At 71.3% G+C, this 25,229-nt stretch carries 24 protein-coding genes; 11 read left to right on the top strand and 13 right to left on the bottom strand.

Translation table 11 applies throughout. The annotated features are described in order from the left end of the window. Positions 1-38: 38 nt before the first annotated feature. Together ASG91_RS03015 and ASG91_RS03020 are read right to left on the bottom strand one after the other, a co-directional pair. Positions 39-233, bottom strand: a complete 195-nt coding sequence (locus ASG91_RS03015) for a hypothetical protein (protein WP_056921091.1) — start codon at positions 231-233, stop codon at positions 39-41. A 111-nt stretch (positions 234-344) separates the two neighbouring features. Then, on the bottom strand, positions 345-530 hold the full coding sequence (locus ASG91_RS03020; RefSeq protein WP_056921092.1) for a hypothetical protein: 186 nt from the start codon (positions 528-530) through the stop codon (positions 345-347). Between the two features lie 170 nt (positions 531-700). On the opposite strand from ASG91_RS03020, the gene ASG91_RS03025 reads away from it, so the two are divergent. From ASG91_RS03025 to ASG91_RS03045, 5 genes are all read left to right on the top strand, one after another. Further along, on the top strand, positions 701-1,411 hold the full coding sequence (locus tag ASG91_RS03025; RefSeq protein ID WP_056921093.1) for an ABC transporter ATP-binding protein: 711 nt from the start codon (positions 701-703) through the stop codon (positions 1,409-1,411). Continuing rightward, entirely contained in the window at positions 1,408-2,181 is a 774-nt protein-coding gene (locus tag ASG91_RS03030; protein WP_056921094.1) for an ABC transporter permease, read from the top strand. The genes ASG91_RS03025 and ASG91_RS03030 overlap by 4 nt, the downstream gene beginning before the upstream one ends. A 235-nt stretch (positions 2,182-2,416) precedes the next feature. Continuing rightward, the gene (locus tag ASG91_RS03035; protein WP_082593848.1) at positions 2,417-3,343 is read left to right on the top strand and encodes a heme A synthase; all 927 of its coding nucleotides are present in this window, start codon (positions 2,417-2,419) and stop codon (positions 3,341-3,343) included. A gap of 137 nt (positions 3,344-3,480) precedes the next feature. Then, positions 3,481-4,062 carry a helix-turn-helix transcriptional regulator gene (locus ASG91_RS03040; protein ID WP_056921095.1) on the top strand — a complete coding sequence of 194 codons (582 nt, stop codon included), beginning with the start codon at positions 3,481-3,483 and terminating at the stop codon, positions 4,060-4,062. Further along, the gene (locus ASG91_RS03045) at positions 4,059-5,345 is read left to right on the top strand and encodes an MFS transporter (RefSeq protein ID WP_056921096.1); all 1,287 of its coding nucleotides are present in this window, start codon (positions 4,059-4,061) and stop codon (positions 5,343-5,345) included. The genes ASG91_RS03040 and ASG91_RS03045 overlap by 4 nt, the downstream gene beginning before the upstream one ends. On the opposite strand, the gene ASG91_RS03050 is transcribed toward ASG91_RS03045, so the two are convergent. Further along, on the bottom strand, positions 5,332-6,282 hold the full coding sequence (locus tag ASG91_RS03050) for a heme o synthase (RefSeq protein WP_056921097.1): 951 nt from the start codon (positions 6,280-6,282) through the stop codon (positions 5,332-5,334). The two genes, ASG91_RS03045 and ASG91_RS03050, sit on opposite strands and share 14 nt — an antisense overlap. Positions 6,283-6,454: 172 nt before the next feature. Here ASG91_RS03050 and tkt point away from each other — a divergent pair, with 172 nt between their 5' ends. From tkt to pgl, 6 genes are read left to right on the top strand one after another with little or no spacing between them, the layout of a single operon-like run. Beyond that, complete coding sequence (gene tkt / locus ASG91_RS03055; RefSeq protein WP_056921098.1) at positions 6,455-8,623, top strand: transketolase; 2,169 nt, start codon at positions 6,455-6,457, stop codon at positions 8,621-8,623. A 6-nt stretch (positions 8,624-8,629) separates the two neighbouring features. Further along, positions 8,630-9,769 (top strand): transaldolase, encoded by a 1,140-nt coding sequence (gene tal, locus ASG91_RS03060; RefSeq protein ID WP_056921099.1) that lies wholly within the window; start codon positions 8,630-8,632, stop codon positions 9,767-9,769. Continuing rightward, positions 9,766-11,442 carry a hypothetical protein gene (locus ASG91_RS03065; RefSeq protein WP_056921100.1) on the top strand — a complete coding sequence of 559 codons (1,677 nt, stop codon included), beginning with the start codon at positions 9,766-9,768 and terminating at the stop codon, positions 11,440-11,442. The genes tal and ASG91_RS03065 overlap by 4 nt, the downstream gene beginning before the upstream one ends. Beyond that, positions 11,439-12,983 (top strand): glucose-6-phosphate dehydrogenase, encoded by a 1,545-nt coding sequence (gene zwf / locus ASG91_RS03070; protein ID WP_056921101.1) that lies wholly within the window; start codon positions 11,439-11,441, stop codon positions 12,981-12,983. Before ASG91_RS03065 ends, zwf begins: the two co-directional genes overlap by 4 nt. Further along, the gene (gene opcA, locus ASG91_RS03075; protein WP_056921102.1) at positions 12,980-14,158 is read left to right on the top strand and encodes a glucose-6-phosphate dehydrogenase assembly protein OpcA; all 1,179 of its coding nucleotides are present in this window, start codon (positions 12,980-12,982) and stop codon (positions 14,156-14,158) included. Before zwf ends, opcA begins: the two co-directional genes overlap by 4 nt. Further along, positions 14,155-14,889, top strand: a complete 735-nt coding sequence (pgl, locus tag ASG91_RS03080) for a 6-phosphogluconolactonase (RefSeq protein ID WP_056921103.1) — start codon at positions 14,155-14,157, stop codon at positions 14,887-14,889. Before opcA ends, pgl begins: the two co-directional genes overlap by 4 nt. A gap of 154 nt (positions 14,890-15,043) precedes the next feature. On the opposite strand, the gene ASG91_RS03085 is transcribed toward pgl, so the two are convergent. From ASG91_RS03085 to uvrC, 10 genes are all read right to left on the bottom strand, one after another. Then, positions 15,044-15,394 (bottom strand): RNA polymerase-binding protein RbpA, encoded by a 351-nt coding sequence (locus ASG91_RS03085; protein WP_082592485.1) that lies wholly within the window; start codon positions 15,392-15,394, stop codon positions 15,044-15,046. Between the two features lie 63 nt (positions 15,395-15,457). After that, entirely contained in the window at positions 15,458-15,703 is a 246-nt protein-coding gene (gene secG, locus ASG91_RS03090) for a preprotein translocase subunit SecG (protein ID WP_056921105.1), read from the bottom strand. Between the two features lie 73 nt (positions 15,704-15,776). Next, the gene (tpiA, locus tag ASG91_RS03095) at positions 15,777-16,583 is read right to left on the bottom strand and encodes a triose-phosphate isomerase (protein WP_056921106.1); all 807 of its coding nucleotides are present in this window, start codon (positions 16,581-16,583) and stop codon (positions 15,777-15,779) included. 79 nt (positions 16,584-16,662) lie between these two features. Next, positions 16,663-17,871 carry a phosphoglycerate kinase gene (gene pgk / locus ASG91_RS03100; protein WP_056921107.1) on the bottom strand — a complete coding sequence of 403 codons (1,209 nt, stop codon included), beginning with the start codon at positions 17,869-17,871 and terminating at the stop codon, positions 16,663-16,665. 20 nt (positions 17,872-17,891) lie between these two features. Continuing rightward, positions 17,892-18,896, bottom strand: a complete 1,005-nt coding sequence (gene gap / locus ASG91_RS03105) for a type I glyceraldehyde-3-phosphate dehydrogenase (protein WP_056921108.1) — start codon at positions 18,894-18,896, stop codon at positions 17,892-17,894. A 142-nt stretch (positions 18,897-19,038) separates the two neighbouring features. Further along, the gene (locus tag ASG91_RS03110; RefSeq protein WP_056921109.1) at positions 19,039-20,211 is read right to left on the bottom strand and encodes a nucleotide sugar dehydrogenase; all 1,173 of its coding nucleotides are present in this window, start codon (positions 20,209-20,211) and stop codon (positions 19,039-19,041) included. Between the two features lie 33 nt (positions 20,212-20,244). Further along, a complete protein-coding gene (gene whiA / locus ASG91_RS03115) occupies positions 20,245-21,225 on the bottom strand; it encodes a DNA-binding protein WhiA (protein WP_056921110.1) in 981 nt (326 codons plus the stop codon). Positions 21,226-21,339: 114 nt separating this feature from the next. Beyond that, positions 21,340-22,275, bottom strand: coding sequence for a uridine diphosphate-N-acetylglucosamine-binding protein YvcK (gene yvcK, locus ASG91_RS03120; RefSeq protein WP_056921111.1), 936 nt, complete (start codon positions 22,273-22,275; stop codon positions 21,340-21,342). Beyond that, on the bottom strand, positions 22,272-23,165 hold the full coding sequence (gene rapZ / locus ASG91_RS03125) for an RNase adapter RapZ (protein ID WP_056921112.1): 894 nt from the start codon (positions 23,163-23,165) through the stop codon (positions 22,272-22,274). Before rapZ ends, yvcK begins: the two co-directional genes overlap by 4 nt. A 28-nt stretch (positions 23,166-23,193) precedes the next feature. After that, the gene (gene uvrC, locus ASG91_RS03130) at positions 23,194-25,164 is read right to left on the bottom strand and encodes an excinuclease ABC subunit UvrC (protein ID WP_056921113.1); all 1,971 of its coding nucleotides are present in this window, start codon (positions 25,162-25,164) and stop codon (positions 23,194-23,196) included. Positions 25,165-25,229 lie beyond the last annotated feature (65 nt).

The raw sequence follows: 25,229 nt of genomic DNA on the forward strand, positions 1-25,229 counted from the left end.
TCGGGGTATGGAGCGCGGTCGCCATCGCGGCGGCCGGCTCAGGCGACGCGAGCCGCGGGCTGACCGGCGGCGTGCCGGCCGGCTCCGTGCGGGTGGCGCACCCGCTGGATCGCGGCGCGGATCGCGTGACCGTGGTGCCGGCCCGACGAGGCGTGGGCCAGTCCGGCCGAGAGGTTCTCGGTGCGCCACTGGACCTCGGCGGCGACGAACAGCGGGTCTGCGTTGATGCTCATGGTGTGCTCCTTCTGGTGGTCTCTCGTGACGTCTCAAACCTGATGCCCTGAGGTGGGCGCCCACATGGGGCGAGTGCCTTATCTCTGTCCGGCCGCCCTCCAGGGGGGGCCTTAGACGGGCCGCGGCGTGTGCCGGGTCAGCGCTCCCAGCGGCCGGGGCAGGTGCCAGTCGGTGCGGGGACGACGGGCCCGGCGACGCCGGCTGGACCGCTGCGCGGCGAGGTTCGCGCCGGAGAGGCTCTCCTGCTTCCACTGCTGCTCGGCGAGGACGACGTAGGGGTGTGCGGTGAGGCTCATTGCTCTGCTCCTTCGGGTGGTGCTGGTCGGGTCGTGCGGATGACTCCACAGTTCGCTCCTGAGGTACCCCCCGGCATGGGGAAGTCGCCCATGACTGCCGCGCGGTCGGGGCGTCTGAGGCCCCCGGGCCCGCGACCGGTGCACGGGGCGCCGCGACCTACACTCAGTGCGTGCCACCCGCCGTCCACGTCTCCGGTCTCGCCAAGCGCTACGGCGGTGTGGTGGCCCTCGACGGCGCCACCTGGCAGGCCTCGGCCGGAGCCGTCACGGCCGTGCTCGGACCCAACGGCGCCGGCAAGACGACGATGGTCGAGTGCTGCGAGGGCCTGCGACGCCCCGACGGCGGCCAGGTCCGCGTCCTCGGCACCGACCCCTGGAACGCGTTACCCGAGCACCGGGCCAGGGTCGGCGTGATGCTCCAGGACGGCGGCCTGCCCGCGTCCGCGCGGCCCCTCCGGCTGCTGCGCCACCTGAGCGCGATGTATGCCGCCCCCGCGCCGCTCGACCCGATCGTCCAGCGGCTCGGGATCGACCGGTTCGCCGACACGACGGTGCGTCGGCTGTCCGGTGGGCAGCGCCAGCGGGTGGCGCTCGCGGCCGCGTTGGTCGGTCGCCCCGAGGTGGCCTTCCTCGACGAGCCCAGTGCCGGCCTCGACCCCCACGCCCGGCTCGACGTCTGGGAGCTGGTGCGGTCGCTGGCGGACGACGGGGTCGCGGTCGTGCTGACCACGCACTCCTTCGAGGAGGCCGAGCGGCTGGCCGACCACATCGTCGTCGTCGCGGGCGGGGCGGTCGTCGCCGAGGGGTCGCTCGCCGACGTCACCGAGGGCGACCGGCTCGAGGACCGCTACTTCGCGCTCACCCGCAGGTCGGTCGCATGACGACCGCCGACCCGGCCGTGACCTCGACCGGCCCCGCGTCTCCCGCCGCACGGGTGCTGGCCCAGGCGCGCTTCGAGGCGACGACCCTGCTGCGCAACGGCGAACAGCTCCTCGTCGCCGTCCTGCTCCCCGCTGCGGTGCTGGTGGCCCTGGTGCACGCCGAGTCGATCTCGCTGGGCGCCGGGCGCCGGGTCGACGTTGCCGTGCCGGGGGTCCTCGCCCTGTGCGTCATCTCCTCGGCCTTCACCGGCCAGGCCATCTCGACCGGCTTCGACCGCCGCTACGGCGTCCTGCGACTGCTCGGCGTCACGCCGCTGGGGCGCACCGGGCTGGTGCTCGCCAAGGCGGTGGCGGTGTTGGCCGTGATCGCCGTGCAGGTCGCGCTGATCGGCGCCCTCGGGGCGACGCTCGGCTGGGAGCCGGCGCTGCGCGGCATACCGGCTGCGGTCGTCGCCCTCGTCCTCGGGACATGGGCGTTCACGGCCCTGGCCCTGCTGCTCGGCGGCACCCTGCGCGCCGAGGGCGTGCTCGCGGTGGCCAACCTGGTCTGGGTCGCCCTGCTGGGCCTGGGTGGGGTCGTCGTCGCCGGCACCGAGCTGCCCGACGGGTTCGCGGCGGTGCTCAGGGTGCTGCCGTCGGCGGCGCTCGGTGACAGCCTGCGCGCGGCCCTGGTCGACGGCCAGGCCGCGCCCGGGGCGTGGCTCGTCCTGACCGGCTGGGCAGTGGTGGCCACGCTCGCGGCCCGCCGGTTCTTCCGCTGGAGCGACTGACCCGGCTCGCGGGCACTGGCCCAGCAGGCGGTGGCCGCGACAGCGAGGCCGGTCACGAGCCAGCCGGGGCGAGCCGTCAGGGCAGCCACCGCGAACAACGCCGCGTAGCCGACCGCGACCCCCGCCCGCCACGTGTTCGTCACCATGGGTCCAGTCAGCCAGCGAGCCGGCCCGCGCACCATGAGGGGACTCCCCCAACCGCGTCAGGGTCCACCCTGAGCCGTACCCTCGTGCCGTGACCGCAGCACCCGTCCCGACGTCAGCCCCGGCCGTCGCAGAGCCCACCACCGGCGCCGCCTGGCTCCCGAGGATCCTGCTGGCGAACCTCGTCGTCGAGGTGCTCATCGTCGTCACCGGCGGCCTCGTCAGGCTGACCGGCAGCGGACTCGGGTGCCCCAGCTGGCCGGAGTGCGTGCCCGGCTCCTACACGCCGGTCCCCCACCAGGCCGAGGGCTGGCACCGCTACATCGAGTTCGGCAACCGCACCCTCACCAGCGTGGTGAGCATCGCCGCGATCGCGACCGTGTATGCCGTGTGGCGCTGGGCCGCCGGTCGTCGCGACCTGCTCGTCCCCGCCGTCGGCGTGCTCGTCGGGGTGGGCGTCCAGGCCGTCCTCGGGGGCATCACGGTCCGCACGGGGCTCAACCCGGTCACCGTCGCCGCGCACTTCCTGGTGTCCATGTGCCTCGTCTCGACCGCGGCCTACCTCGTCTTCCGGGCGCAGGAGCCGGTCGGTCCACGGCGGCTCGTGGTGCACCCCCTGGTCGAACGGCTCGGCTGGGCCACCTGCGTGGTGGCGGCCGTCGTGCTGCTGCTCGGCACCGTCGTGACCGGCTCCGGGCCGCACTCGGGCGACGCCGACGAGCCGGCCCGGTTCGGCTTCGACCCGCGCACCATCTCGTGGCTGCACGCCGACGCGGTGATGCTGTTCGTCGGCCTCGTGGTCGCCGTCTGGGTCGCCAGCCGGCTCACCACCGAGGCCGCCCTGCCCGGCCAGGCCTGGGCGGCCGTGTTCGTGGTGACCCTCGCGCAGGGCGTCGTGGGCTACACCCAGTACGTCACCGGGCTGCCGTGGGTGGTCGTGCTGGTGCACATGTTCCTCGCGACCCTCCTCGTCGTGGCACTGACCCGCGCCATGGTGCGGCTCCGCGCCACCTCCTGACGAAACCGGCCAACTGCCCGCTTCCACGCGGCATACCTCGCCCTCAGGGCGGGAAACCGGCCTAGTGGCCGTCTTCATCGTTGCCTCATCTACAAGAACTCTTGTGCAATTCTACTTGTGCAACTAGTCTTGTGGGTATGAAGCCTGTAGACAGACCCGGAATCAGGACGGTCACCGACGCCAAGGCCCTGTCGGCCATGGCGAACCCGTTCCGCTCGCGGATGATGGACGCCCTGAAGGTCGACGGCCCGTCGACCGCGTCGGCCCTGGCCACCCGCACCGGCCAGGCGGTCGGGAGTGCGAGCCACCACCTCAAGGTGCTGCACGAGGCCGGCCTGGTCGAGGAGGCGCCCGAGCTCGCCAAGGACCGCCGTGAGCGCTGGTGGCGCCTGGTCGACGCCGGCACCAGGTGGTCGCGTGCCGACTTCGCCGACGACACGGCCGCGGTGACGGCGGCGTATGCCGCAGAGGCCCTGGGGCTGCAGCGCCAGTTCGAGCGCACCCAGGAGTGGAACGCGAACGCGTCGTCGGCACCCGATTGGGACGCCGCCGCGTTCGCCACCCAGAACTGGATGCGGCTGTCGCCGGACGAGCTCACCGACGTGGCGAACGAGATCGTCGACGTGCTCCTGCGCTGGTCGAGCCGACCGGTGCCCGACGACGGCGTCGAACGCGAGTCCGTGTACGTCTTCGCGCGAGGGTTCCCGGCCCAGCCATGACGACCCACACCGCACCGGTTGCCCCGCCTCCCCCACTGGCCCGCAACCGGAACTTCGCCCTGCTCTGGTTCGGCGAGGGCGTCAGCGTCCTCGGCAACGCCACCACGTCGGTGCTGCTCCCGCTGCTCGCCGTCGTCGGCTTCGACGCCGGCGCCGGGTGGATGGGCGCCCTCACGGCCGCGGCCTGGGTGCCGTGGCTGCTCATCGGGCTGCCGGCCGGCGCCTGGGTCGACCGCCTCCCCGCCCGCAGGGTCATGGTCGCCAGCGACCTCGTCGCCGCGCTCACCCTCGCCAGCGTGCCGGTTGCGTGGCTGCTCGACGTCCTCACGCTCCCCCACCTCGCCGTCGCCGCCTTCTGCAACGGCGTGTGCACCGTGTTCTTCCGCGCGGCCTACCCCGCCCTCGTGCGTCAGGTGGCACCGCGCGAGCAGCAGGAGCAGGCGTTCGCGCGGCTGTTCGGCACCGAGTCGGCCATGCAGGTCGCCGGCCCCGGCGTCGGGGGCCTGCTCGCCCAGGCGATCTCCACGGCCGGAGGGCTGCTCGTCGACGCGGTCAGCTTCCTCGTGTCGGCGGTCTGCCTGTGGCGGCTCAAGCTCCCGGCTGCCGAGCCGCACCTGACGGACGGCGCGGAGGTCGCCTCACTGGGCCAGCGCATCCGTGAGGGCATCGACTACATCCGCCACGACCGGATCCTGCGCTTCTTCACGGTGATGGGCGGCCTGAGCAACTTCGGACTCACCGGGTACGCGGCCCTCCTCGTCCTGTTCCTCGTCCGCGAGGTGCACCTGGGCTCCGGGGCGGTCGGGCTGGTGATGGCCGTCGGCTCGCTCGGCGGTGTCATCGGCGCGACCATCGCGACCCGCGTCTCGCGCCGGCTCGGCTCGGCGCGCGCCCTGCTGGCCCTCCAGGTCCTGGCCGGCCCGCCGGCCCTGTTGGTGCCACTCGGCGCACCGGGCGCCGGCCTGGTCGCCATGGTGGCCGGCATGCTCCTCGTCGGCACCGGCGTCGTCGCCGGCAACGTCGTGCGCGGCGCCTGGCGCAACCGCTACGTCCCCGAGCACATGGTGGCCAGGCAGGTCACCACGGTCCAGGTGATCAACTACGGGACCATGCCGCTGGCCGGCCTCATGGCCGGCGCGATGGGCAGCACCCTCGGGCTGCGACCCACCATCGCGGTGATGGCGGCGATCCACGTGGTCGCGTGCCTGTCGATGTACTGGAGCCCGCTGCGTGGACTGCGGGACATGCCGGTGGGTGGCGACGCCGGGGTCAGCGCGAGATGACGGGCAGGTAGACCAGCGGGTCGATCGCGACGCCCAGGAACAGGATCCCGACGTAGGTGATCGAGAAGTGGAACAGCCGCATCGGCCTGAGCACCTTGGGTGCGGCACCGTTCTTCGCGGCCCGGTGGAGGCGGTGCGCCTCGGCGAGGAACAGCACGCCGGTGACGACGGCGGTGCCCAGGTAGATCCAGCCCATCGGGTTGACCCAGACCAGTGCCAGCGACACGACGACCATCGCCCACGAGTAGGCCACGATCTGCCGGGCGACGACGACGAACTCCTCGACGACCGGCAGCATCGGCACGTGGGCCGCGGCGTAGTCGTCCTTGAACTTCATCGACAGCGGCCAGTAGTGCGGGGGCGTCCAGAAGAAGATGACGAGGAAGAGCATCACGGCCGACCACGACAGGGAGTTGGCGACCGCGGACCAGCCGATGAGGACCGGCATGCACCCGGCCGCGCCACCCCAGACGATGTTCTGCGCGGTGCGGCGCTTGAGGATCATCGTGTAACCCACGGCATACATGACGATCGCGCCCAGCGAGAGGGCCGCCGACAGCCAGTTGGTGAACACCGCGAACCACACCGTCGAGGCGACGGCGAGGACGACCCCGAACACGAGGCCCTCGCGCGGGGTGATCTCGCCAGTGACCATCGGCCGGTTGCTCGTGCGGTGCATCTCCGCGTCGATGTCGCGGTCGTAGACACAGTTGAACGTGTTGGCCGCGCCGGCGCTCAGCGCGCCGCCGACCAGCGTCGCGACGATCAGCCAGAGCGACGGAATCCCCTTGTGCGCCAAGAACATCACCGGAATCGTCGTCACGAGCAGCAGCTCGATGATCCGCGGCTTGGTGAGCGCGAGGTATGCCGCAGCCTTGCTTCGGCTCCCGGCAGACGGGGACGCGGAGATCCGGGCAGACGGATCGAGTGCGGTCACGGCGTCCTTCACGGGTGGTGCAGGGGCGGGCGGGCTTGGAGCAGCGGCCAGTCTATCCCCGCCCGTCACCTGTCTGGTGGACGGGACTGGATGCGACGCGGGTCACCCTCGGGACTAGTCTCGGATCGTTGCCGTGCGACGCCTGTTCAGCTCAGTGTGAGGAGACCCATCCGTGCCCACCTCGACCCGCTCCGCCAAGTCAACGCCAGCGCGGAAACGCAGCAGCTCGCTGCGGCCGCCGGTGGCGCGCAAGGCCGGCTGGACCGACCTGGATGTTCGTGCCGTGGACACCGTCCGGGTGCTCGCCGCCGACGCCGTGCAGAAGGTCGGCAACGGCCACCCGGGCACGGCCATGAGCCTGGCTCCCGCGGCATACCTGCTCTACCAGAACGTGATGCGCCACGACCCGTCCGACTCCCACTGGCTGGGGCGCGACCGGTTCGTGCTGTCCTGCGGCCACTCCAGCCTCACCCAGTACATCCAGCTCTACCTGTCCGGCTACGGCCTCGAGCTCGACGACCTCAAGGCGCTGCGCACGTGGGGATCCCTCACCCCGGGCCACCCCGAGGTCCACCACACCAACGGTGTCGAGATCACCACGGGTCCGCTCGGCTCCGGCCTGGCCTCCGCGGTCGGCATGGCGATGGCCCAGCGGCGCCAGCGTGGTCTCTTCGACCCCGACGCGAAGCCGGGCACCAGCCCCTTCGACCACCACGTCTGGGTGCTCGCATCGGACGGCGACATCATGGAGGGCGTCTCGCACGAGGCCTCCGCCCTGGCCGGTCACCAGGAGCTCGGCAACCTCACCGTCATCTACGACCAGAACACCATCTCGATCGAGGACAAGACCGAGATCTCGTTCTCCGAGGACGTGGGCAAGCGCTACGAGGCCTACGGCTGGAACGTCGTCACGATCGACTGGCGGGGCGACGGCACGAGCGGTGGCTACGTCGAGAACGTCGACCAGCTGCTGGCCGCGCTCGAGAAGAGCCGCACCTCGCGCAAGCCCACCTTCGTCGTGCTCCGCACCATCATCGCGTGGCCGGCACCCACCAAGCAGGACACCGGCAAGTCGCACGGCTCGGCCCTCGGTGACGCCGAGATCGCCGCCACCAAGGAGCTCCTCGGCTTCGACCCGAAGAAGTCCTTCGAGGTCCCGCGGCCGCTGCTGAGCCACACCCGCAAGGTCGTGGCGCGCGGCAAGGCCGCCCACAAGTCGTGGGACAAGACGTATGCCGCGTGGCGCCGGGCCCAGCCCGAGCGCGCCGCCCTGCTCGACCGCCTCCTCGCCGGCAAGCTGCCCGACGGGCTCGACAAGGCGGTCCCGACCTTCGCGGCCGATGCCAAGGGCATCGCGACCCGCGCGGCCTCGGGCAAGGTCCTCGGGGCCCTCGCCGACATCGCCCCGGAGCTGTGGGGCGGCTCGGCCGACCTCGCCGAGTCCAACAACACCACCATGGAGGGCCAGCCCTCCTTCATCCCGAAGTCCAAGCAGACCCGTGAGTGGTCGGGCGGCCCCTACGGCCGCACCCTCCACTTCGGCATCCGCGAGTTCGGGATGGGCCTGATCCTCAACGGCATCGCCCTCGAAGGACTGACCCGTCCCTACGGTGGCACGTTCCTCGTGTTCTCCGACTACATGCGTCCCGCCGTGCGCCTCGCCGCCATCCAGCAGGCACCGGTGACCTTCGTGTGGACGCACGACTCCATCGGGCTCGGCGAGGACGGGCCCACCCACCAGCCGATCGAGCACCTCGCCGCGCTCCGGGCGATCCCGTCGTTCGACGTGGTGCGACCGGCCGACGCCAACGAGACCGGCGCGGCCTGGCTGGCCATCCTGCGCAACCGCCGTCCGGCAGGTCTGGCCCTCAGCCGCCAGAACCTGCCCATCGTCGACCGCTCCGGCGCCGACGCGGCGGGCAAGGTCAGCGGGGTCGCCAAGGGCGCCTACGTCCTCTACGACTCCAGCAAGGCGACCCCCGACGTGATCCTCGTGGCCACCGGCTCCGAGGTGCAGCTCGCCGTCGCGGCCCGCGAGACGCTCGAGAAGTCGGGTGTCGCGACCCGGGTCGTCTCGATGCCGTGCCGCGAGTGGTTCGAGGAGCAGACCCCGGCCTACCGCGAGAAGGTCCTGCCGGCGGCCGTCAAGGCCCGCGTCTCGGTCGAGGCCGGGGTGCCCCAGGGCTGGCGCGACATCGTCGGCGACGCCGGCGAGATCATCGCGATCGACCACTTCGGCGCGTCGGCCGACGCCGCCACGCTCTTCCGCGAGTTCGGTTTCACCGCAGCGGCCGTCGTGGCCGCGGCCAAGAAGTCCCTCAAGACCGTCAAGGGAAAGTGAACTGCCATGACTGACAATGCAGCCCTCAAGGCACTCGCCGACAACGGCGTCTCCGTCTGGCTGGACGACCTGTCGCGTGAGCGCATCGAGACCGGCAACCTGCAGGAGCTCATCGACACCAAGGGTGTCGTGGGCGTGACCACCAACCCGTCGATCTTCCAGGCCGCGCTGGCGAAGGGTGAGCGCTACGACGCCGACCTGCGCAGGTTCGCCGCCAACGGGAAGAGCGTCGACGAGACGGTCTTCGGCCTCACGACCGAGGACGTCCGCAACGCGTGCGACATCCTCAAGCCGGTGTTCGACGCCACCAACGGCGTCGACGGCCGCGTCTCCATCGAGGTCGACCCCCGGCTCGCCCACGAGACCGGCAAGACGGTCGAGCAGGCCAAGGAGCTCGCCGCCGCCGTCGACCGCGACAACGTCCTCATCAAGATCCCCGCCACCGTCGAGGGGCTCCCCGCCATCTCGCAGGTGCTGGCCGAGGGGATCAGCGTCAACGTCACGCTGATCTTCTCCCTCGACCGCTACCGCGGCGTGATGAACGCGTTCCTCACCGGTCTGGAGCAGGCTCGGGAGAAGGGCGAGGACCTCTCCAAGATCCACTCGGTGGCGTCCTTCTTCGTCTCGCGCGTCGACACCGAGATCGACAAGCGGCTCGACGCGATCGGCACCGACGAGGCGAAGGCCCTCAAGGGCAAGGCAGCCGTGGCCAACGCCCGGCTGGCCTACCAGGCCTACGAGGAGGTCTTCGCGACCCCGCGCTGGAAGAACCTCGAGGACGACGGCGCCAACGCGCAGCGTCCGCTGTGGGCCTCGACCGGCGTCAAGGACCCGAACTACTCCGACACGCTCTACGTCACCGAGCTGGTCGCCCCGAACACCGTCAACACGATGCCGGAGAAGACGCTCGACGCCGTCGCCGACCACGGCGAAGTCACCGGTGACACCATCGCCGGCACCTACGAGGAGGCCGGTGGCGTGCTCGACGCGCTCGAGGGCCTCGGCATCTCGTACGCCGACGTCACGGCGCTGCTCGAGCGCGAGGGCGTCGAGAAGTTCGAGGCCGCGTGGGGCGAGCTCCTCGACGAGGCGCAGCACGACCTCGACCTGGCCCGCGCCGACGTGGCCGAGGCTGGCGACAAGTGAGCTCTCTCGGCGTGGTGGCATCCGGCGCGGCAGCCGATGCCATCGCCATGAAGGTGCCCGACCTCGTCGAGTCGCAGTTCGCCAGCAAGCTCTTCGCCCAGGACGCCACGCTGTGGGGTCCGGACGCCGAGTCCGAGTCGGCCATCCGGCTGTCCTGGGTGAACCTGCCGCGCGCGTCGCGACCGCTCCTCGGGGAGATCGCGGCGCTGCGCGAGCAGCTCAAGGAGGAGGGTGTCGACCGGGTCGTGCTCTGCGGCATGGGTGGCTCGTCATTGGCCCCTGAGGTCATCTGCGGCACTGCTGGGGTCGACCTCGTCGTGCTCGACTCCTCGCAGCCCGACATGGTGCGCGCTGCCATCACCGACCTCGACCGCACCGTGGTCGTCGTCTCGAGCAAGTCCGGCTCCACGGTGGAGACCGACTCACAGCGGCGCGCCTTCCAGGCCGCCTTCTCCGAGGCCGGCATCGACCCCACGGCCAGGATCGTCATCGTCACCGACCCGGGAAGCCCGCTCGACGAGGAGTCCCGCGCAGGGGGCTACCGCGTCATCAACGCCGACCCGAACGTCGGCGGTCGCTACTCGGCCCTGACCGCCTTCGGGCTGGTGCCCTCGGGTCTGGCCGGCGCCGACATCGAGGCGCTGCTCGACGACGCCGAGGCCGTGGCCGACGTGCTGAGCGCCGACGACGACGGCAACCCGGGTCTGCGCCTCGGCGCGGCCATGGCGGGCACCGACCCGCTGCGGGACAAGTTCGTCATCGTCGACGACGGGTCAGGCATCGTCGGGTTCGCCGACTGGGCCGAGCAGCTCATCGCCGAGAGCACCGGCAAGCAGGGCACCGGCGTCCTGCCGGTGGTCGTCGGCGGCGACTCCGACCCCGAGGTCCGGTGGCCGGCTGCCGACGTCACCGTCGCCCGGCTCGTTGGCGACTCCGACGACGACGTCGACCTCGACGCCCTCGGCTCCGGCCCCGACGGCCAGGTCGACGGCAGCCGCTCCGAGGTGGCCGTCAGTGGCACCCTCGGTGCCCAGCTGCTCCTCTGGGAGGTGGCCACCGCCGCGGCGGGTCGCCTCCTCGACATCAACCCGTTCGACCAGCCTGACGTCGAGAGCGCCAAGAAGGCCGCTCGGGCGTTGCTGGACAAGGGAATCGGCGATTCCGAGGCACCCGCCGCCACGGACGGGGCGGTCGAGATCCGCTCCCTGGGTGGTGACTGGCTCGGCGACGCCAGCACCGTCTCGGACGCGCTGGCAGCACTGTTCGCCCAGCTCGACCCAGCGCGTGGCTACGTGTCCGTGATGGCCTACCTCGACCGGATCACCGACGCGGCCCTGGCCGACGTGCGGCCCGGGCTGGCGCGGCATACCGAACGCCCCACCACCTTCGGCTGGGGGCCGCGGTTCCTGCACTCGACCGGACAGTTCCACAAGGGCGGTCCGGCCACCGGCGTCTACCTGCAGATCACGACGGCGCCCCACGAGGACCTCGCGATCCCGGGTCGCGAGTTCACCTTCGGTGACTTCATCGCCTCGCAGGCCGCGGGTGACGCGCAGGTGCTGGCCGAGCACCAGCGTCCGGTGCTGCAGCTGCACCTGACCGACCACGACGCCGGGCTGGCGCAGGTCACCCGGGCGCTGACCGACCTGTCCCCCACGGAAGGCGACGCATGAGTCCGACGCGGGTGACGCAGGACAGCAACCCACTTCGCGACCCTCGCGACAAGCGGCTCCCCCGGATCGCCGGCCCCTGCGGCCTGGTCCTGTTCGGGGTAACCGGCGACCTCGCGCGCAAGAAGCTGATGCCGGCGATCTACGACCTGGCCAACCGTGGCCTCCTCCCACCGGGCTTCTCACTGGTGGGGTTCGCCCGCCGCGACTGGGCCGACCAGGACTTCGGCAAGATCGTCTACGACGCGGTCAAGCAGTACGCCCGCACGCCGTTCCGGGAGAGCGTCTGGCGCAACCTGGCGGAGGGCTTCCGGTTCGTGCCGGGCACGTTCGACGACCCGACGTCCTTCGACCTGCTCGCCGAGACGGTCAAGAACCTCGAGACCGAGCGCGGTACCGGCGGCAACCTCGCCTTCTACCTGTCGATCCCGCCGTCCTCCTTCTCGGTGGTCTGCGAGCAGCTCGAGCGCTCCGGGCTGAGCAAGCCCGACGACAACGCGTGGCGCCGGGTCGTCATCGAGAAGCCGTTCGGGCACGACCTCAAGAGCGCCCGCGAGCTCAACGACATCGTCGAGGGGGTCTTCCCGGCCGACGCCGTCTTCCGCATCGACCACTACCTCGGCAAGGAGACCGTCCAGAACCTGTTGGCCCTGCGTTTCGCCAACCAGATGTTCGAGCCGGTCTGGAACGCCAACTACGTCGACCACGTGCAGATCACCATGGCCGAGGACATCGGCATCGGCGGGCGCGCCGGCTACTACGACGGCATCGGGGCGGCTCGCGACGTCATCCAGAACCACCTGCTCCAGCTCCTCGCCCTCACCGCGATGGAGGAGCCGGTCTCGTTCGCGGCGGAGCACCTGCGCGCCGAGAAGGAGAAGGTGCTCTCGGCGGTCCGGCACCCCAAGGACCTCGGCAAGTCCACGGCCCGCGGGCAGTACGCCGCCGGCTGGCAGGGCGGCGAGCAGGTCGGGGGCTACCTCGACGAGGACGGCGTGGCCAAGGGCTCGCGCACCGAGACGTATGCCGCGATGAAGCTCGAGATCGACTCGCGCCGCTGGGCGGGCGTCCCCTTCTACCTGCGCACCGGCAAGCGTCTGGGCAAGCGGGTCACCGAGATCGCCGTGGTCTTCAAGAAGGCTCCCCACCTGCCGTTCAACGACACCGCCACCGAGGAGCTCGGACAGAACGCCATCGTCATCCGGGTACAGCCCGACGAGGGCATCACCATGCGGTTCGGGGCCAAGGTGCCGGGTGCCCAGATGGAGGTGCGCGACGTGACGATGGACTTCGGCTACGGCCGGGCCTTCACCGAGTCGAGCCCCGAGGCCTACGAGCGGCTCATCCTCGACGTGCTGCTGGGTGACCCGCCGCTGTTCCCGCGGCACGAGGAGGTCGAGCTGTCCTGGGAGATCCTCGACCCGGTCGAGGACTACTGGTCCAAGTCGCGTGCCAAGCTCGAGCCCTATGTCGCCGGCGGCTGGGGACCGGCCGGGGCCGACGAGATGATGCGCCGTGACGGCCGGGTCTGGAGGATGCCTTGATCGTCGACCTGCCCAGCACCTCGACCGTGGCGATCAGCAAGAAGCTGGTCGCGCTCCGCCAGGACACCGGGGCGATGGCCCTCGGCCGGGTCCTCACCCTGCTGATCGTCGTCGACGAGCAGGACGCGGAGGAGGCGATCCAGGCGGCCAACGACGCCAGCCGTCAGCACCCCTGCCGCATCATCGCCGTCGTCATCGGCAACAAGCGCGGACAGTCGCGGATCGACGCGCAGATCCGGGTCGGCGGCGACGCCGGAGCCAGCGAGGTGGTCGTGCTGCGGCTCTACGGCGCGCTGACCGACCACGGGCGCAGCGTCGTCATCCCGCTCCTCCTGCCCGACTCCCCCGTCGTCGCGTGGTGGCCCACCGACGCCCCGGTGCACGTCGCTCAGGACCCGATCGGCTCGATGGCCCAGCGGCGGATCACCGATGCCGCCGAGTCCAAGAGCCCGCGGGCCACGCTCAAGTCGCGCGCCGAGGCCTACACCCGTGGTGACACGGACCTGGCCTGGACGCGGGTCACCCTGTGGCGGGGGCTGCTCGCCGCCGCCCTCGACCAGCCGCCCTTCGAGCCCGTCATCGAGGCGACCGTCACGGGCGGCTCGGACTCCCCGTCGACCGACCTGCTGGCAGCCTGGCTGGCCCTGACCCTGCGGTGCCCGGTGCGCCGCGCCCGGTCCCGCACCGGGACCGGCATGGTCAGCGTGCGGCTGGAACGCCGCAGCGGTGCCATCGACCTGGTCCGCCCGGACGGCTCGATCGCGACCCTCAGCCAGCCCGGACAGCCGGTCCGCCGGATCTCCCTGGCCCGCCGTGCGACGGCCGAGTGCCTGGCCGACGAGCTGCGCCGGCTCGACCCGGACGAGATCTACGAGGAGACCATCCGCAGTGGGCTGGCGAAGGTGGGCACCAAGACGGTGACCGCCAGCGAGGCCGTCCGCGAGGGCGAGGCGCCGTCGGTCAAGGAGGCCGAGCGCGCCTCCCGCCGGCTCGCCCGGAGCGCGTCGAAGGCCAGCAGTGCCGAGATGGTGCAGGTGCCGGCACCGACACCGAAGGCCGACACCGCGGTCGTCAAGAAGGCCGCGGCCCGCAAGCTGGCCAAGACCAAGGCCACGGGCACCACGGCGAAGGCCAAGGCGGCCACGAAGCGGGCGCCGAAGGGTGGCAAGGCATGAGCGCCGCCCCGGTCGTCGTGGTGCACCCCGACAAGCAGTCCGTGGCTGACGGCGGCGCCGCCCGGCTGGTGACGACACTGCTCGACCTGCAGGCCGCGGGACGGGCCCCGCACGTGTCGCTGACGGGTGGCTCGCTCGGCTCGGCGATCATCGCCTCGATCCTCGAGGTGCCGGCCCACACGGCCGTCGACTGGTCGAAGGTCTCGCTGTGGTGGGGCGACGAGCGCTACCTCCCGGCCGGGGACGCCGACCGCAACGACACCCAGAACGACGCCGCCGGGCTCGACCGCCTCGGGCTCGACCAAGCCAACGTGCACCGCGTCGCCGGCCCCGACACCAGCGCCTCGGCCGAGGACAGCGCCGAGCTCTACTCGGCGGCGGTCCGTGCCAGCGGCGGGGGCGAGTTCGACGTCATGATCCTGGGCGTCGGTCCCGACGGCCACGTCGCTTCACTCTTCCCGGGACACCCGGCGCAGCTGACGACCGACGCGATCGCCGTGGCCGTGCACGACTCCCCCAAGCCTCCGCCGGACCGCGTGTCACTCACCTTCGAGTGCCTCAGCCGCTCCGACCGGGTCTGGTTCCTGGTCGCCGGGGCGGACAAGGCCGAAGCCGTCCGCAACGGTGTGGAGGGCGCCGGGCCGGAGCTGTCCAGCGCGGCGCAGGTCCGCGGCATCCGCGAGACGATCTGGCTCGTCGACGCGGACTCCGCGACCGACCTGCCGAGCTGACCCAGAGCACTCCGCACGTGTTGCCGGGAGCTCATCACCGGCGCCCGATCTGCGGCTTCCGTGACCATCAGGGCGCAACACGTGGTGAGGACCGGCGAAGCCCCGCTCGGGTGGACCGGGCGGGGCTTCGTGTCGTGCCGGGGTGTGGCTGCCGCTACTGGATGAGCTTGCGCTCGCGCAGCGTGGCCAGGGCCTCGTCGAGGATGGCCTTGCCGTCGGCGTCGGAGCGACGCTCCTTCACGTAGGCCAGGTGGGTCTTGTAGGGCTCCACCTTCGGTGGGGCCGGCGGGTTGGCCTCGTCCTGCCCGGCGGGGAACCCGCAGCGGGGGCAGTCCCAGGTCTCGGGGACGGCCAGACCGGGCTCCTCGGCGAACGAGGGGCGCGTCTGGTGGCCGTTGGCGCACCAGTACGAGATGAACACCCGGGGGGCCGCCTCACCGCGCTCGGCCTCGCCCATCGGGCCTGCGCCGACTCGGCTACCTCGGATTGCGTTGCCACCTGCCATGTGCGAATGGTCCTTATCTGGTCAGGGAAGTGAGGGTTGGGTTCGGTCGTCGTGCTGGCTGCGTCAGCTGGAGAACCGGTCGATCAGACCGATCCCCACGATGCACGCGAACCAGATGATGCCCACCGCGACGGTGAACCGGTCGAGGTTGCGCTCTGCGACCGACGACGAGCCCAGCGAGGTGGACATGCCGCCACCGAACATGTCGGACAGGCCGCCGCCCTTGCCCTTGTGGAGCAGGACCAGCAGCGTCAGGAACAGACCACCGATGACCAGCAGGACCTGCAGGCCAATGCGTACGGCTTCCACGGAGCACCCATCTCGAGTCGACGTCAGTTGTCGCTGCGAAAACGCAGCAGGGGTCAGGATACCTGTTCGATGCTCAGGAGGTCGCCAGGTGGTCCCGGTAGCGGCAGATCGAGGCGAACTCCGCCGGGTCGATCGACGCGCCACCGACGAGGGCGCCGTCGACGTCCTCCTGCGCCATGATCGCCGCCACGTTGCTGGCCTTGACCGACCCGCCGTAGAGCACCCGCACGCCGTCGGCCAGGTCCCCGGAGTAGAGCTCGGCCAGCTTGGTGCGGATGGCGGCGCAGACCTCCTGGGCGTCCTGCGGGGTGGCGACCTCGCCGGTGCCGATGGCCCAGACCGGCTCGTACGCGATGACGATCGTGGCGGCCTGTGCGGCGGTGACGTCGACCAGCCCGGCCTCGAGCTGCGTGAGCACGTGGTCGAGGTGGGTGCCGGCCTGGCGCACCTCCAGGTGCTCCCCCACGCAGAAGATCGGGGTCAGGCCGTGCCGGAACGCCGCCTTCACCTTGGAGTTCACGACCTCATCGGTCTCGCGGTGGTACTCGCGCCGCTCGCTGTGGCCGGCCAGCACGTAGGTGCAGCCGAGCTTGGCGAGGAAGGCACCCGAGATCTCACCGGTGTAGGCGCCGCTGTCGTGGGCCGAGAGGTCCTGGGCGCCGTGCCGCAGGTCGAGCCGGTCGCCGTCGATGAGGGTCTGCACCGAGCGCAGGTCGGTGAACGGCGGCAGCACCGCCACCTCGACCGCGCCGAAGTCGTGGCGTCCGTCGCGCAGGGTCCAGTCAAGCTTCTGGACCAGGTGGGTGGCCTGCAGGTGGTCGAGGTTCATCTTCCAGTTGCCCGCCATGAGGGGCGTGCGGCCGGAGGTCTTGGCTGCCATCAGGTGTCGTCCTTGGGGGTATGCCGGTGGGCCGGGCAGTGCGCCCGGCCCACCGGAGGGTACGTGGTCGGCGGTGGTTTCAGGCGCTCGGCTCGTCGAGCACGGTCAGGCCCGGGAGCTGCTTGCCCTCGAGGTACTCCAGGCTCGCGCCGCCACCGGTGGAGATGTGACCGAACTGGTCGTCGGCGAACCCCAGCTGGCGGACCGCTGCCGCGGAGTCGCCGCCACCGATCACGGTGAGCGCCCCCTTCTCGGTGACCTCCACGAGGGCCTCGGCGACGGCAGCCGTGCCCGCGGCATACGGGGCCATCTCGAACGCCCCCATCGGGCCGTTCCAGAACACGGTCTTGCAGTCCTTGAGCTTCTCGGCGAACAGCACGCCGGACTCGGGACCGATGTCGAGCCCCATCCGGTCGGCCGGGATCGCGCCAGCCGGCACGACCTCGTGGTCCGCGTCGGCCGAGAACGCCGTGGCCGCGACGATGTCGACGGGCAGGACGATCTCGACGCCCCGCTCCTCGGCCTGGGCGAGGTAGCCCTTGACCTGCTCGACCTGGTCGGCCTCGAGCAGGCTAGAGCCCACCTCGTAGTCCTTGGCGGCGAGGAAGGTGAAGACCATGCCGCCGCCGATCAGCAGGCGGTCGGCGGTCTGGAGCAGGTTGTCGATCACGCCGAGCTTGTCGGAGACCTTCGCACCGCCGAGCACCACGGCATACGGGCGCTCGGGGTCCTCGGTGAGGCGCTTGAGCACGCCGACCTCGGTCTCGACCAGCCCGCCGACGGCGGACGGCAGCAGCCTGGCGACGTCGTAGACGCTGGCCTGCTTGCGGTGCACCACCCCGAACCCGTCGGACACGAACACGTCCGCCAGCCCGGCGAGCTGGGCCGCGAACTCGGCCCGCTCCTCGTCGGTCTTGGCCGTCTCTCCCGGGTTGAACCGCAGGTTCTCGAGCAGCACGACGTCGCCGTCCTGCGCCGCCTCCACCGCGGCCCGGGCGCTCTCCCCCACCGTGTCGGTGGCGAAGGTGACGTCCCGGCCCAGCAGCTCGCCCAGCCGGGCCGCGACCGGGGCCAACGAGTACTTGTCCTCGGGTGCACCCTTGGGGCGACCGAGGTGGGCGCACACGACGACGCGCGCCCCCGCCTCGGACAGCGCCGCGATGGTGGGCGCGGACGCGCGGATCCGCCCGTCATCGGTGATCGTGCTCCCGTCGAGGGGCACGTTGAGGTCGGACCGGACGAGGACGCGCTTGCCACGCAGGTCGCCCAGCTCGGAGATGGTCTGCATCAGGAGTGGCCCGGACCGGGTCAGAGGGTCTGGCCGACGAGGACGACGAGGTCGGCGAGGCGGTTGGAGTAGCCCCACTCGTTGTCGTACCAGCCGATCACCTTCACCTGGTTGCCGATCACCTTGGTCAGGCCGGCGTCGAAGATGCAGGAGGCCGGGTCGGTCTCGATGTCCTTGGAGACGATGGCGTCCTCGGTGTAGACGAGGATGCCCTTGAGCGGGCCCTCGGCAGCAGCCTTGACCGCGGCGTTGACCTCCTCGGCGGTGACCTCGCGGCCCGCCTCGAAGGTGAGGTCGGTGGCCGAGCCGGTGGCGATCGGGACCCGCAGCGCGAAGCCGTCGAGCTTGCCCTTGAGCTCGGGCAGCACGAGGCCGATCGCCTTGGCCGCACCGGTGGAGGTGGGCACGATGTTGAGGGCGGCGGCCCGGGCGCGACGCAGGTCCTTGTGCGGGGCGTCCTGGAGGTTCTGGTCCTGGGTGTAGGCGTGGATGGTCGTCATCAGGCCCTTGACGATGCCGAACTCGTCGTTGAGGACCTTGGCCATCGGGCCGAGGCAGTTCGTGGTGCAGGACGCGTTGGAGATGATCGTGTGCTTCGCGGCGTCGTAGGCGTCGTCGTTGACACCCATCACGATGGTGATGTCCTCGTTGGACGCCGGCGCGGAGATGATGACCTTCTTGGCCCCACCGTCGATGTGCGCCCTGGCCTTGGTCGCATCGGTGAAGAAGCCGGTCGACTCCACGACGATGTCGGCGCCGACGGACGCCCAGTCGATCTTCGCCGGGTCGCGCTCCTCGAAGACCTTGAAGGTCTTGCCACCGGCGGTGATCGAGGTGTCGTCGTAGGTCACCTCACCGGGGAAGCGGCCGAGGATCGAGTCGTACTTCAGCAGGTGGGCCAGCGTCTTGTTGTCCATCAGGTCGTTGGTGGCGACGACCTCGATGTCGGCGCCCGACGCCTCGATGGCGCGGAAGAAGTTGCGGCCGATGCGGCCGAAGCCGTTGATACCTACGCGAACAGTCACGATGCCAAGTCCTTCTGAGATGGGGACGGTATGCCGCGTGCTCGCGGCACGGTGTTGCTCAGCGGTGAGCCTATTGGATGGGTTGGGGCCTCAGGCAGGGCGGTCCGGCGTACGGGCGGGTAACCCGGTGGCTCCCACCCGGTCAGGAGTCCCCGCCGAAGAGGTCGCGGGTGTAGACCTTCTCCGCCACCGGTTCGAGCTCGGCCACCATCCGGTTGGCCACGATCACGTCGGAGAGCTCGGAGAACTCGTCGAGGTCGCGGATCACCCGTGAGCCGAAGAAGGTGTCGTCCGCCAGGGCGGGTTCGTAGACGACGACCTGGACACCCTTGGCCTTGATCCGCTTCATGATCCCCTGGACGCTGCTGGACCGGAAGTTGTCGGAGCCGGACTTCATGATCAACCGGTGGATGCCCACGACCTGGGGCTTGCGGCGCAGGATGTCGGTCGCCACGAAGTCCTTGCGCGTCGTGTTCGCCGTGACGATCGCCTCGATGAGCGACTGCGGCACGTCCTGGTAGTTGGCCAGGAGCTGTTTGGTGTCCTTGGGCAGGCAGTAGCCGCCGTAGCCGAACGACGGGTTGTTGTAGCCCGGCCCGATCCGCGGGTCGAGGCCCACGCCCTCGATGATCTGGCGCGGGTCGAGGTCGTGGGTCAGTGCGAAGGTGTCGAGCTCGTTGAAGAACGCCACCCGCATGGCCAGGTAGGTGTTGGCGAACAGCTTGACCGCCTCGGCCTCGGTGCTGTCGGTGAGGAGCACCGGCACGTCCGGCTCGAGCGAGCCCTCGACGAGCAGGTCGGCGAAGGCACGCCCCCGATCCCCCAGGTCGCCGACCACGATCCGGGAGGGGTGCAGGCTGTCCCAGAGCGCCCGTCCCTCGCGGAGGAACTCCGGGCTGAAGATGAGCTGGTCGGTGCCCAGCCGCTGGGCCAGGCCCCGGGTGAAACCGACCGGAACGGTCGACTTGACCACCATCACCGCGGCCGGGTTGGCCGCGGCCACGTCGGCGGCGACCTTCTCGACGGTCGAGGTGTTGAAGTAGTTGGTCACCGGGTCGTAGTCGGTCGGGGTGGCGATGACGACGAAGTCGGCGCCGGAGTAGGCCTCGTCGGAGTCGTCGGTGAAGGTGAGCCGCAGCTCGCGGTGGGCGAGGAAGTCCTCGATCTCGGCGTCCTTGATGGGGCTGCGACCCTCGCGGAGTCCCGCGACCCGCTCACGGTCGATGTCGAACGCGACGACGTCATGGTGCTGCGAGAGCAGCACGGCCATCGACAGTCCGACGTACCCCGTGCCGACGACGGCGATCCTCGTCATGCTGGCTCCTCGTGGGTGCGTCGTGCAGCTGGCTCAGGCGTCGAGCATGTCGGGCGTGAGGTTGGCCTCCGTGCCCGGGATGCCGAGGTCCTGCGCGCGCTTGTCGGCCATCGCCAGCAGCCGCCGGATCCGGCCGGCCACGGCGTCCTTGGTCATCGGCGGCTGGGCCAGCTGGCCCAGCTCCTCGAGCGAGGCCTGCTTGTGCTCCAGCCGCAACGCCCCGGCTTCCTTGAGGTGGTCCGGGATGTCGTCGCCGAGGATCTCCATGGCCCGGTGCACGCGGGCCCCGGCGGCGACGGCGGCGCGGGCCGACCGGCGCAGGTTGGCGTCGTCGAAGTTCGCCAGCCGGTTGGCCGTGGCACGGACCTCGCGGCGCATCCGCCGCTCCTCCCACGCCATCACGGCGTCGTGGGCCCCGAGTCGGGTGAGCATGGCCCCGATGGCGTCGCCGTCGCGGATGACGACGCGGTCGACGCCACGCACCTCGCGGGCCTTGGCCTGGATGCCGAGCCGACGGGCCGCGCCCACGAGGGCCAGCGCCGCCTCCGGTCCGGGGCAGGTCACCTCGAGGGCGGACGACCGGCCCGGCTCGGTGAGCGAGCCGTGCGCGATGAACGCCCCTCGCCACGCGGCCTCGGCGTCGCAGGCCGAGGCGCTGACGACCTTGGGCGGCAGGCCCCGCACCGGGCGGCCCCGGGCGTCGATCAGCCCGGTCTGGCGGGCCAGCGCCTCGCCGTCCTGGACCACGCGCACGACGTAGCGGCTGCCCTTGCGCAGCCCGCCGGCGGCGAGGACGAGCACCTCGGAGGGGTGGCCGTAGAGGTCACTGATGTTCTTGCGGAGCCGACGAGCGGCGTTGGCGGTGTCGAGCTCGGCCTCGACCACGATCCGGCCCCCGACGATGTGCAGCCCGCCCGCGAAGCGCAGGGTCGCGGCCACCTCGGACTTGCGGCAGCACGGCTTCGTGACGTCGAGTCTGCTGAGCTCGTCCTTGACCCGCGCCGTCATCGCCATTGGTTCATCCTGCCATCTCGCTGTCGTCCCATGGTCCCGTCCCTCGTCCCCGACCTGCTCGTCCGACTCAACCACGTCCGTCAAGCATGTCGGCCGACGGCCCCCCTGACCCCGCTACCCGAAGAGGTCACGGTATGCCGCGGCGAGCCGCAGCGAGTCATGGTGCCCCGGCGCACTGCGTTGCGCCACCGGGGCGAGGACGAGGTCGGCGCCGAGCCGTCCGGCGGCAGCCCGCAACCCCGCCTCGTCGTCGACGGCGGAGGGGTCAGCCAGCACGGCGTCGAGACGCATCCGGGGGGCGTGGTCGACCAGGGCCTCGACCTGTTGCGCCGCGGTGAAGCCGGCCGTCTCACCGGAGTGCTCGAGGTTGAGCGTCAGCAGTCGGCGGGCCGTGGTGTCGTGCAGCGCCTCGCGCAGGGCCGGGACCATCAGGTGCGGCATGACGGAGGTGAACCACGAGCCCGGTCCCAGGATGAGCCAGTCGGCCTCGAGGACCGCGGCGATCGTCTCGGGTGCGGACGGGGGGTCCTGCGGCTCGAGCGCGATGCTCACCACGGTGCCCCTGGTCGTGGCCACCGCGACCTGGCCGCGCAAGGTGGTCAGGGTGTCCGGGTCGCCGGCGTCGAGGCCGTGCACCCGCGCGGTGATCTCCAGCGGCACGGCGGCCATCGGGAGCACCCGACCGCGCGCGTTCAGGAGCCGCCCGACGAGGTCCAGCCCGACGACCGGGTCCTGGTGCACGTCCCACAGGGCGGTGATGAGGAGGTTGCCGAGTGCGTGACCCGCAAGCGGCCCCTCGCCCCGGAACCGGTGCTGCAGGACGTCCCGCCAGGTGTGTCCCCACTCGGTGTCGTCGCACAGCGCGGTCAGCGCCATCCGGAGGTCACCCGGGGGCAGCACGTCGAACTCGTCGCGCAGCCGGCCGGACGACCCGCCGTTGTCGGCCACCGTGACCACGGCGGTGATGTCGTCGGTGACGAGCTTGAGCGCCTCGAGCGAGGCCGCGAGACCGTGGCCACCCCCGAGGGCGACGACCGCCGGCCCGCTCACTCCTGCCCCAGGTCGCGGTGCACGACGAAGGTGGCGATGTCGTCGCTGCTCAGCCGGGCGCGCAGCGCCTCGGCCACCGCGACCGAACGGTGCTTGCCGCCCGTGCAGCCGACCGCGAGCGTGACGTAGCGACGGCCCTCCCTGATGTAGCCGGCGGTCACCGGCTCCATCAGGTCGACGACGCGGTCGACGAACTCGGGAGCGCCCTCCTGGGCCATCACGAACTCGGCCACCGGGGCATCGCGACCGGTGAAGTTGCGCAGCTCGGGGATCCAGAACGGGTTCGGGAGGAAGCGCATGTCGAAGACGAAGTCGGCGTCGAGGGGCACGCCGTACTTGAAGCCGAAGGACATCACCGCGATCCGCACCTTGTGCCCGGAGTCGCCGGAGAAGACCGGGTGGACCTTCTTGGCGAGCTGGTGGACGTTGAGGCCCGAGGTGTCGATGACGACGTCGGCCCGGGCCCGCAGGTCGGCGAGCATGGCCCGCTCGCGGATGATCCCGTCGAGCAGCCGGCCGTCGCCCTGCAGCGGGTGGGGTCGGCGGACCGACTCGAAGCGCCGCACGATCGCCTCGTCGGTGGCGTCGAGGAAGACCAGGTTGGGCCGCCAGCCGCGGGCCCGCAGCTCGTCGAGCGCCGTCTGCAGGTGGTCGAAGAAGCCTCGGGCCCGCACGTCGACGACGGCGGCCAGGCGCGGGAGGTCGGCCCGCCGCGGTGCCTCGTTGGCCAGGTCGGCCAGGGAGACCAGCAGGTGCGGGGGCAGGTTGTCGATGACGTACCAGCCGGAGTCCTCGAGGACGTTCGCTGTGGTCGACCGGCCCGCGCCGCTCATGCCGGTGACGATCACGAGCTCGGCGGGGTCGTGCCCGGCCTGCTCCTCCTCGCTCATCCCTGCTCCGTCTCCTGGTTCGTGGCGGTCAGTCATCGTCGAGGATCTCCCCGGTCATCAGGTTGACCGCCGGGGCGGGCGCGCCCGCCGAGACCAACTCTGCCGCAATCGTGGCCGCCAGTGCAGGTCCGATCCCGGAAACCTCCTGCAGCTCCTCGACCGAGGCGGCCCGCACCTTCTTCACCGACCCGAAGTGCCGGAGCAGCGCCTTGCGCCGCGTCTCGCCCAGCCCGGGGATGCCGTCGAGGACACTGCTCGTCATCGCCTTGGACCGCCGTTGCCGGTGGAACGTGATGGCGAAGCGGTGCGCCTCGTCACGCACCCGCTGGAGCAGGTAGAGGCCCTCGCTGGTGCGGGGCAGGATCACCGGGTAGTCCTGGCCCGGCACCCAGACCTCCTCCAGCCGCTTGGCCAGCCCGACCACGGCGACGTCGTCGATGCCGAGCGCGGTGAGGGCGGCCTGGGCCGCGTTGACCTGCGGCAGCCCACCGTCGACCACGACGAGGTTGGGCGGGTAGGCGAACTTCTTCGGCTTGCCGGTGTCGGGGTCGATCCGCTCCGGTCCCGCCTCCGGGTCGGGCCCGAGCTCGACGTCGGAGGCCTGGTCACGCTCCTCGAGGTAGCGCTGGAACCGTCGGGTCAGCACCTCGTCCATCGCCGCGGTGTCGTCGACCTGCTCGCCGCGGATGACGAACCGGCGGTACTCGGACTTGCGGGCCACGCCGTCCTCGAACACGACCATCGACCCGACCACCTGGGAGCCCTGGATGTGGCTGATGTCGTAGCACTCCACCCGCAGCGGCGCGTCCGCCAGGTCGAGGCTGGTCTGCAGCTCCTGCAGGGCCTGGCTGCGCGCGGTGAGGTCACCGGCGCGGGCCAGCTTGTGCCGCGCGAGCGACTGCTTGGCGTTGCGGTGCACCGTCTCGAGGAGGGTGCGCTTGTCGCCCCGCTGGGGCACCCGCAGGTCGACCGCGGAGCCGCGCAGCGAGCCGAGCCAGACGGCCACGGCGTCGGCCTCGTCGGGGAGCACCGGCACGAGGACCTCGCGCGGGACGCTGTCGCCGGACTCGCCACCGTAGACCTGCTGCATGAGGTGGCCGACGATCTCCGGGACCGTCTCGGCGTCCATCTCGGCCACCCAGCCGCGCTGCCCGCGGACCCGGCCACCGCGGACGTGGAAGACCTGGACCGCGACCTCGAGCCCGTCCTCCTCGAGCGCGAACACGTCGGCGTCCGTGCCGTCGCCCAGCACGACGGCCGACTTCTCCAGCGCCTTGCCCAGCGCCACGAGGTCGTCGCGCAGCCGGGCCGCCTGCTCGAACTCCAGGGACTTCGACGCGGCCGCCATGTCGCGCTCGAGGCGCTTGACGAAGCGGGTGGTGTTGCCGGCCATGAAGTCGCAGAAGTCCTCCGCGATCGCGCGGTGCTCCTCGGGCGAGACCCGGCCGACGCAGGGCGCCGAGCACTTGTCGATGTAGCCGAGCAGACAGGGTCGTCCGACCTGACCGGCCCGCTTGAACACCCCCGAGGAGCAGGTGCGCAGCGGGAAGACGCGCAGCAGCAGGTCGAGCGTCTCGCGGATCGCCCAGGCGTGGGCGTAGGGCCCGAAGTAGCGCGTGCCCTTGCGCTTGGCGCCCCGCATCACCTGCGCCCGCGGGAACTCCTCACCGAGCGTCACGGCGAGGTAGGGGTACGACTTGTCGTCGCGGTACTTGACGTTGAACCGCGGGTCGTACTCCTTGATCCAGGAGTACTCCAGCTGGAGCGCCTCGACCTCGGTGGACACCACGGTCCACTCGACGCTCGCCGCACTCGTGACCATCGTCGCAGTGCGGGGGTGGAGGGCGGCGATGTCCTGGAAGTAGGAGGACAGCCGGGGCCGCAGCGACTTGGCCTTGCCGACGTAGATGACCCGCTTGGCCGAGTCGCGGAACCGGTAGACCCCCGGGTCGACGGGGATCTCCCCCGGCGCCGGGCGGTAGGTCGACGGGTCAGCCACGGCTCCACTCTATGGAGGGTCACCGACGGCCCGCCCCGCGACCCAGCGGTATGCCGCGTGGTGAC

Source organism: Phycicoccus sp. Soil802, from assembly GCF_001429605.1.
GTDB lineage: Bacteria > Actinomycetota > Actinomycetes > Actinomycetales > Dermatophilaceae > Pedococcus.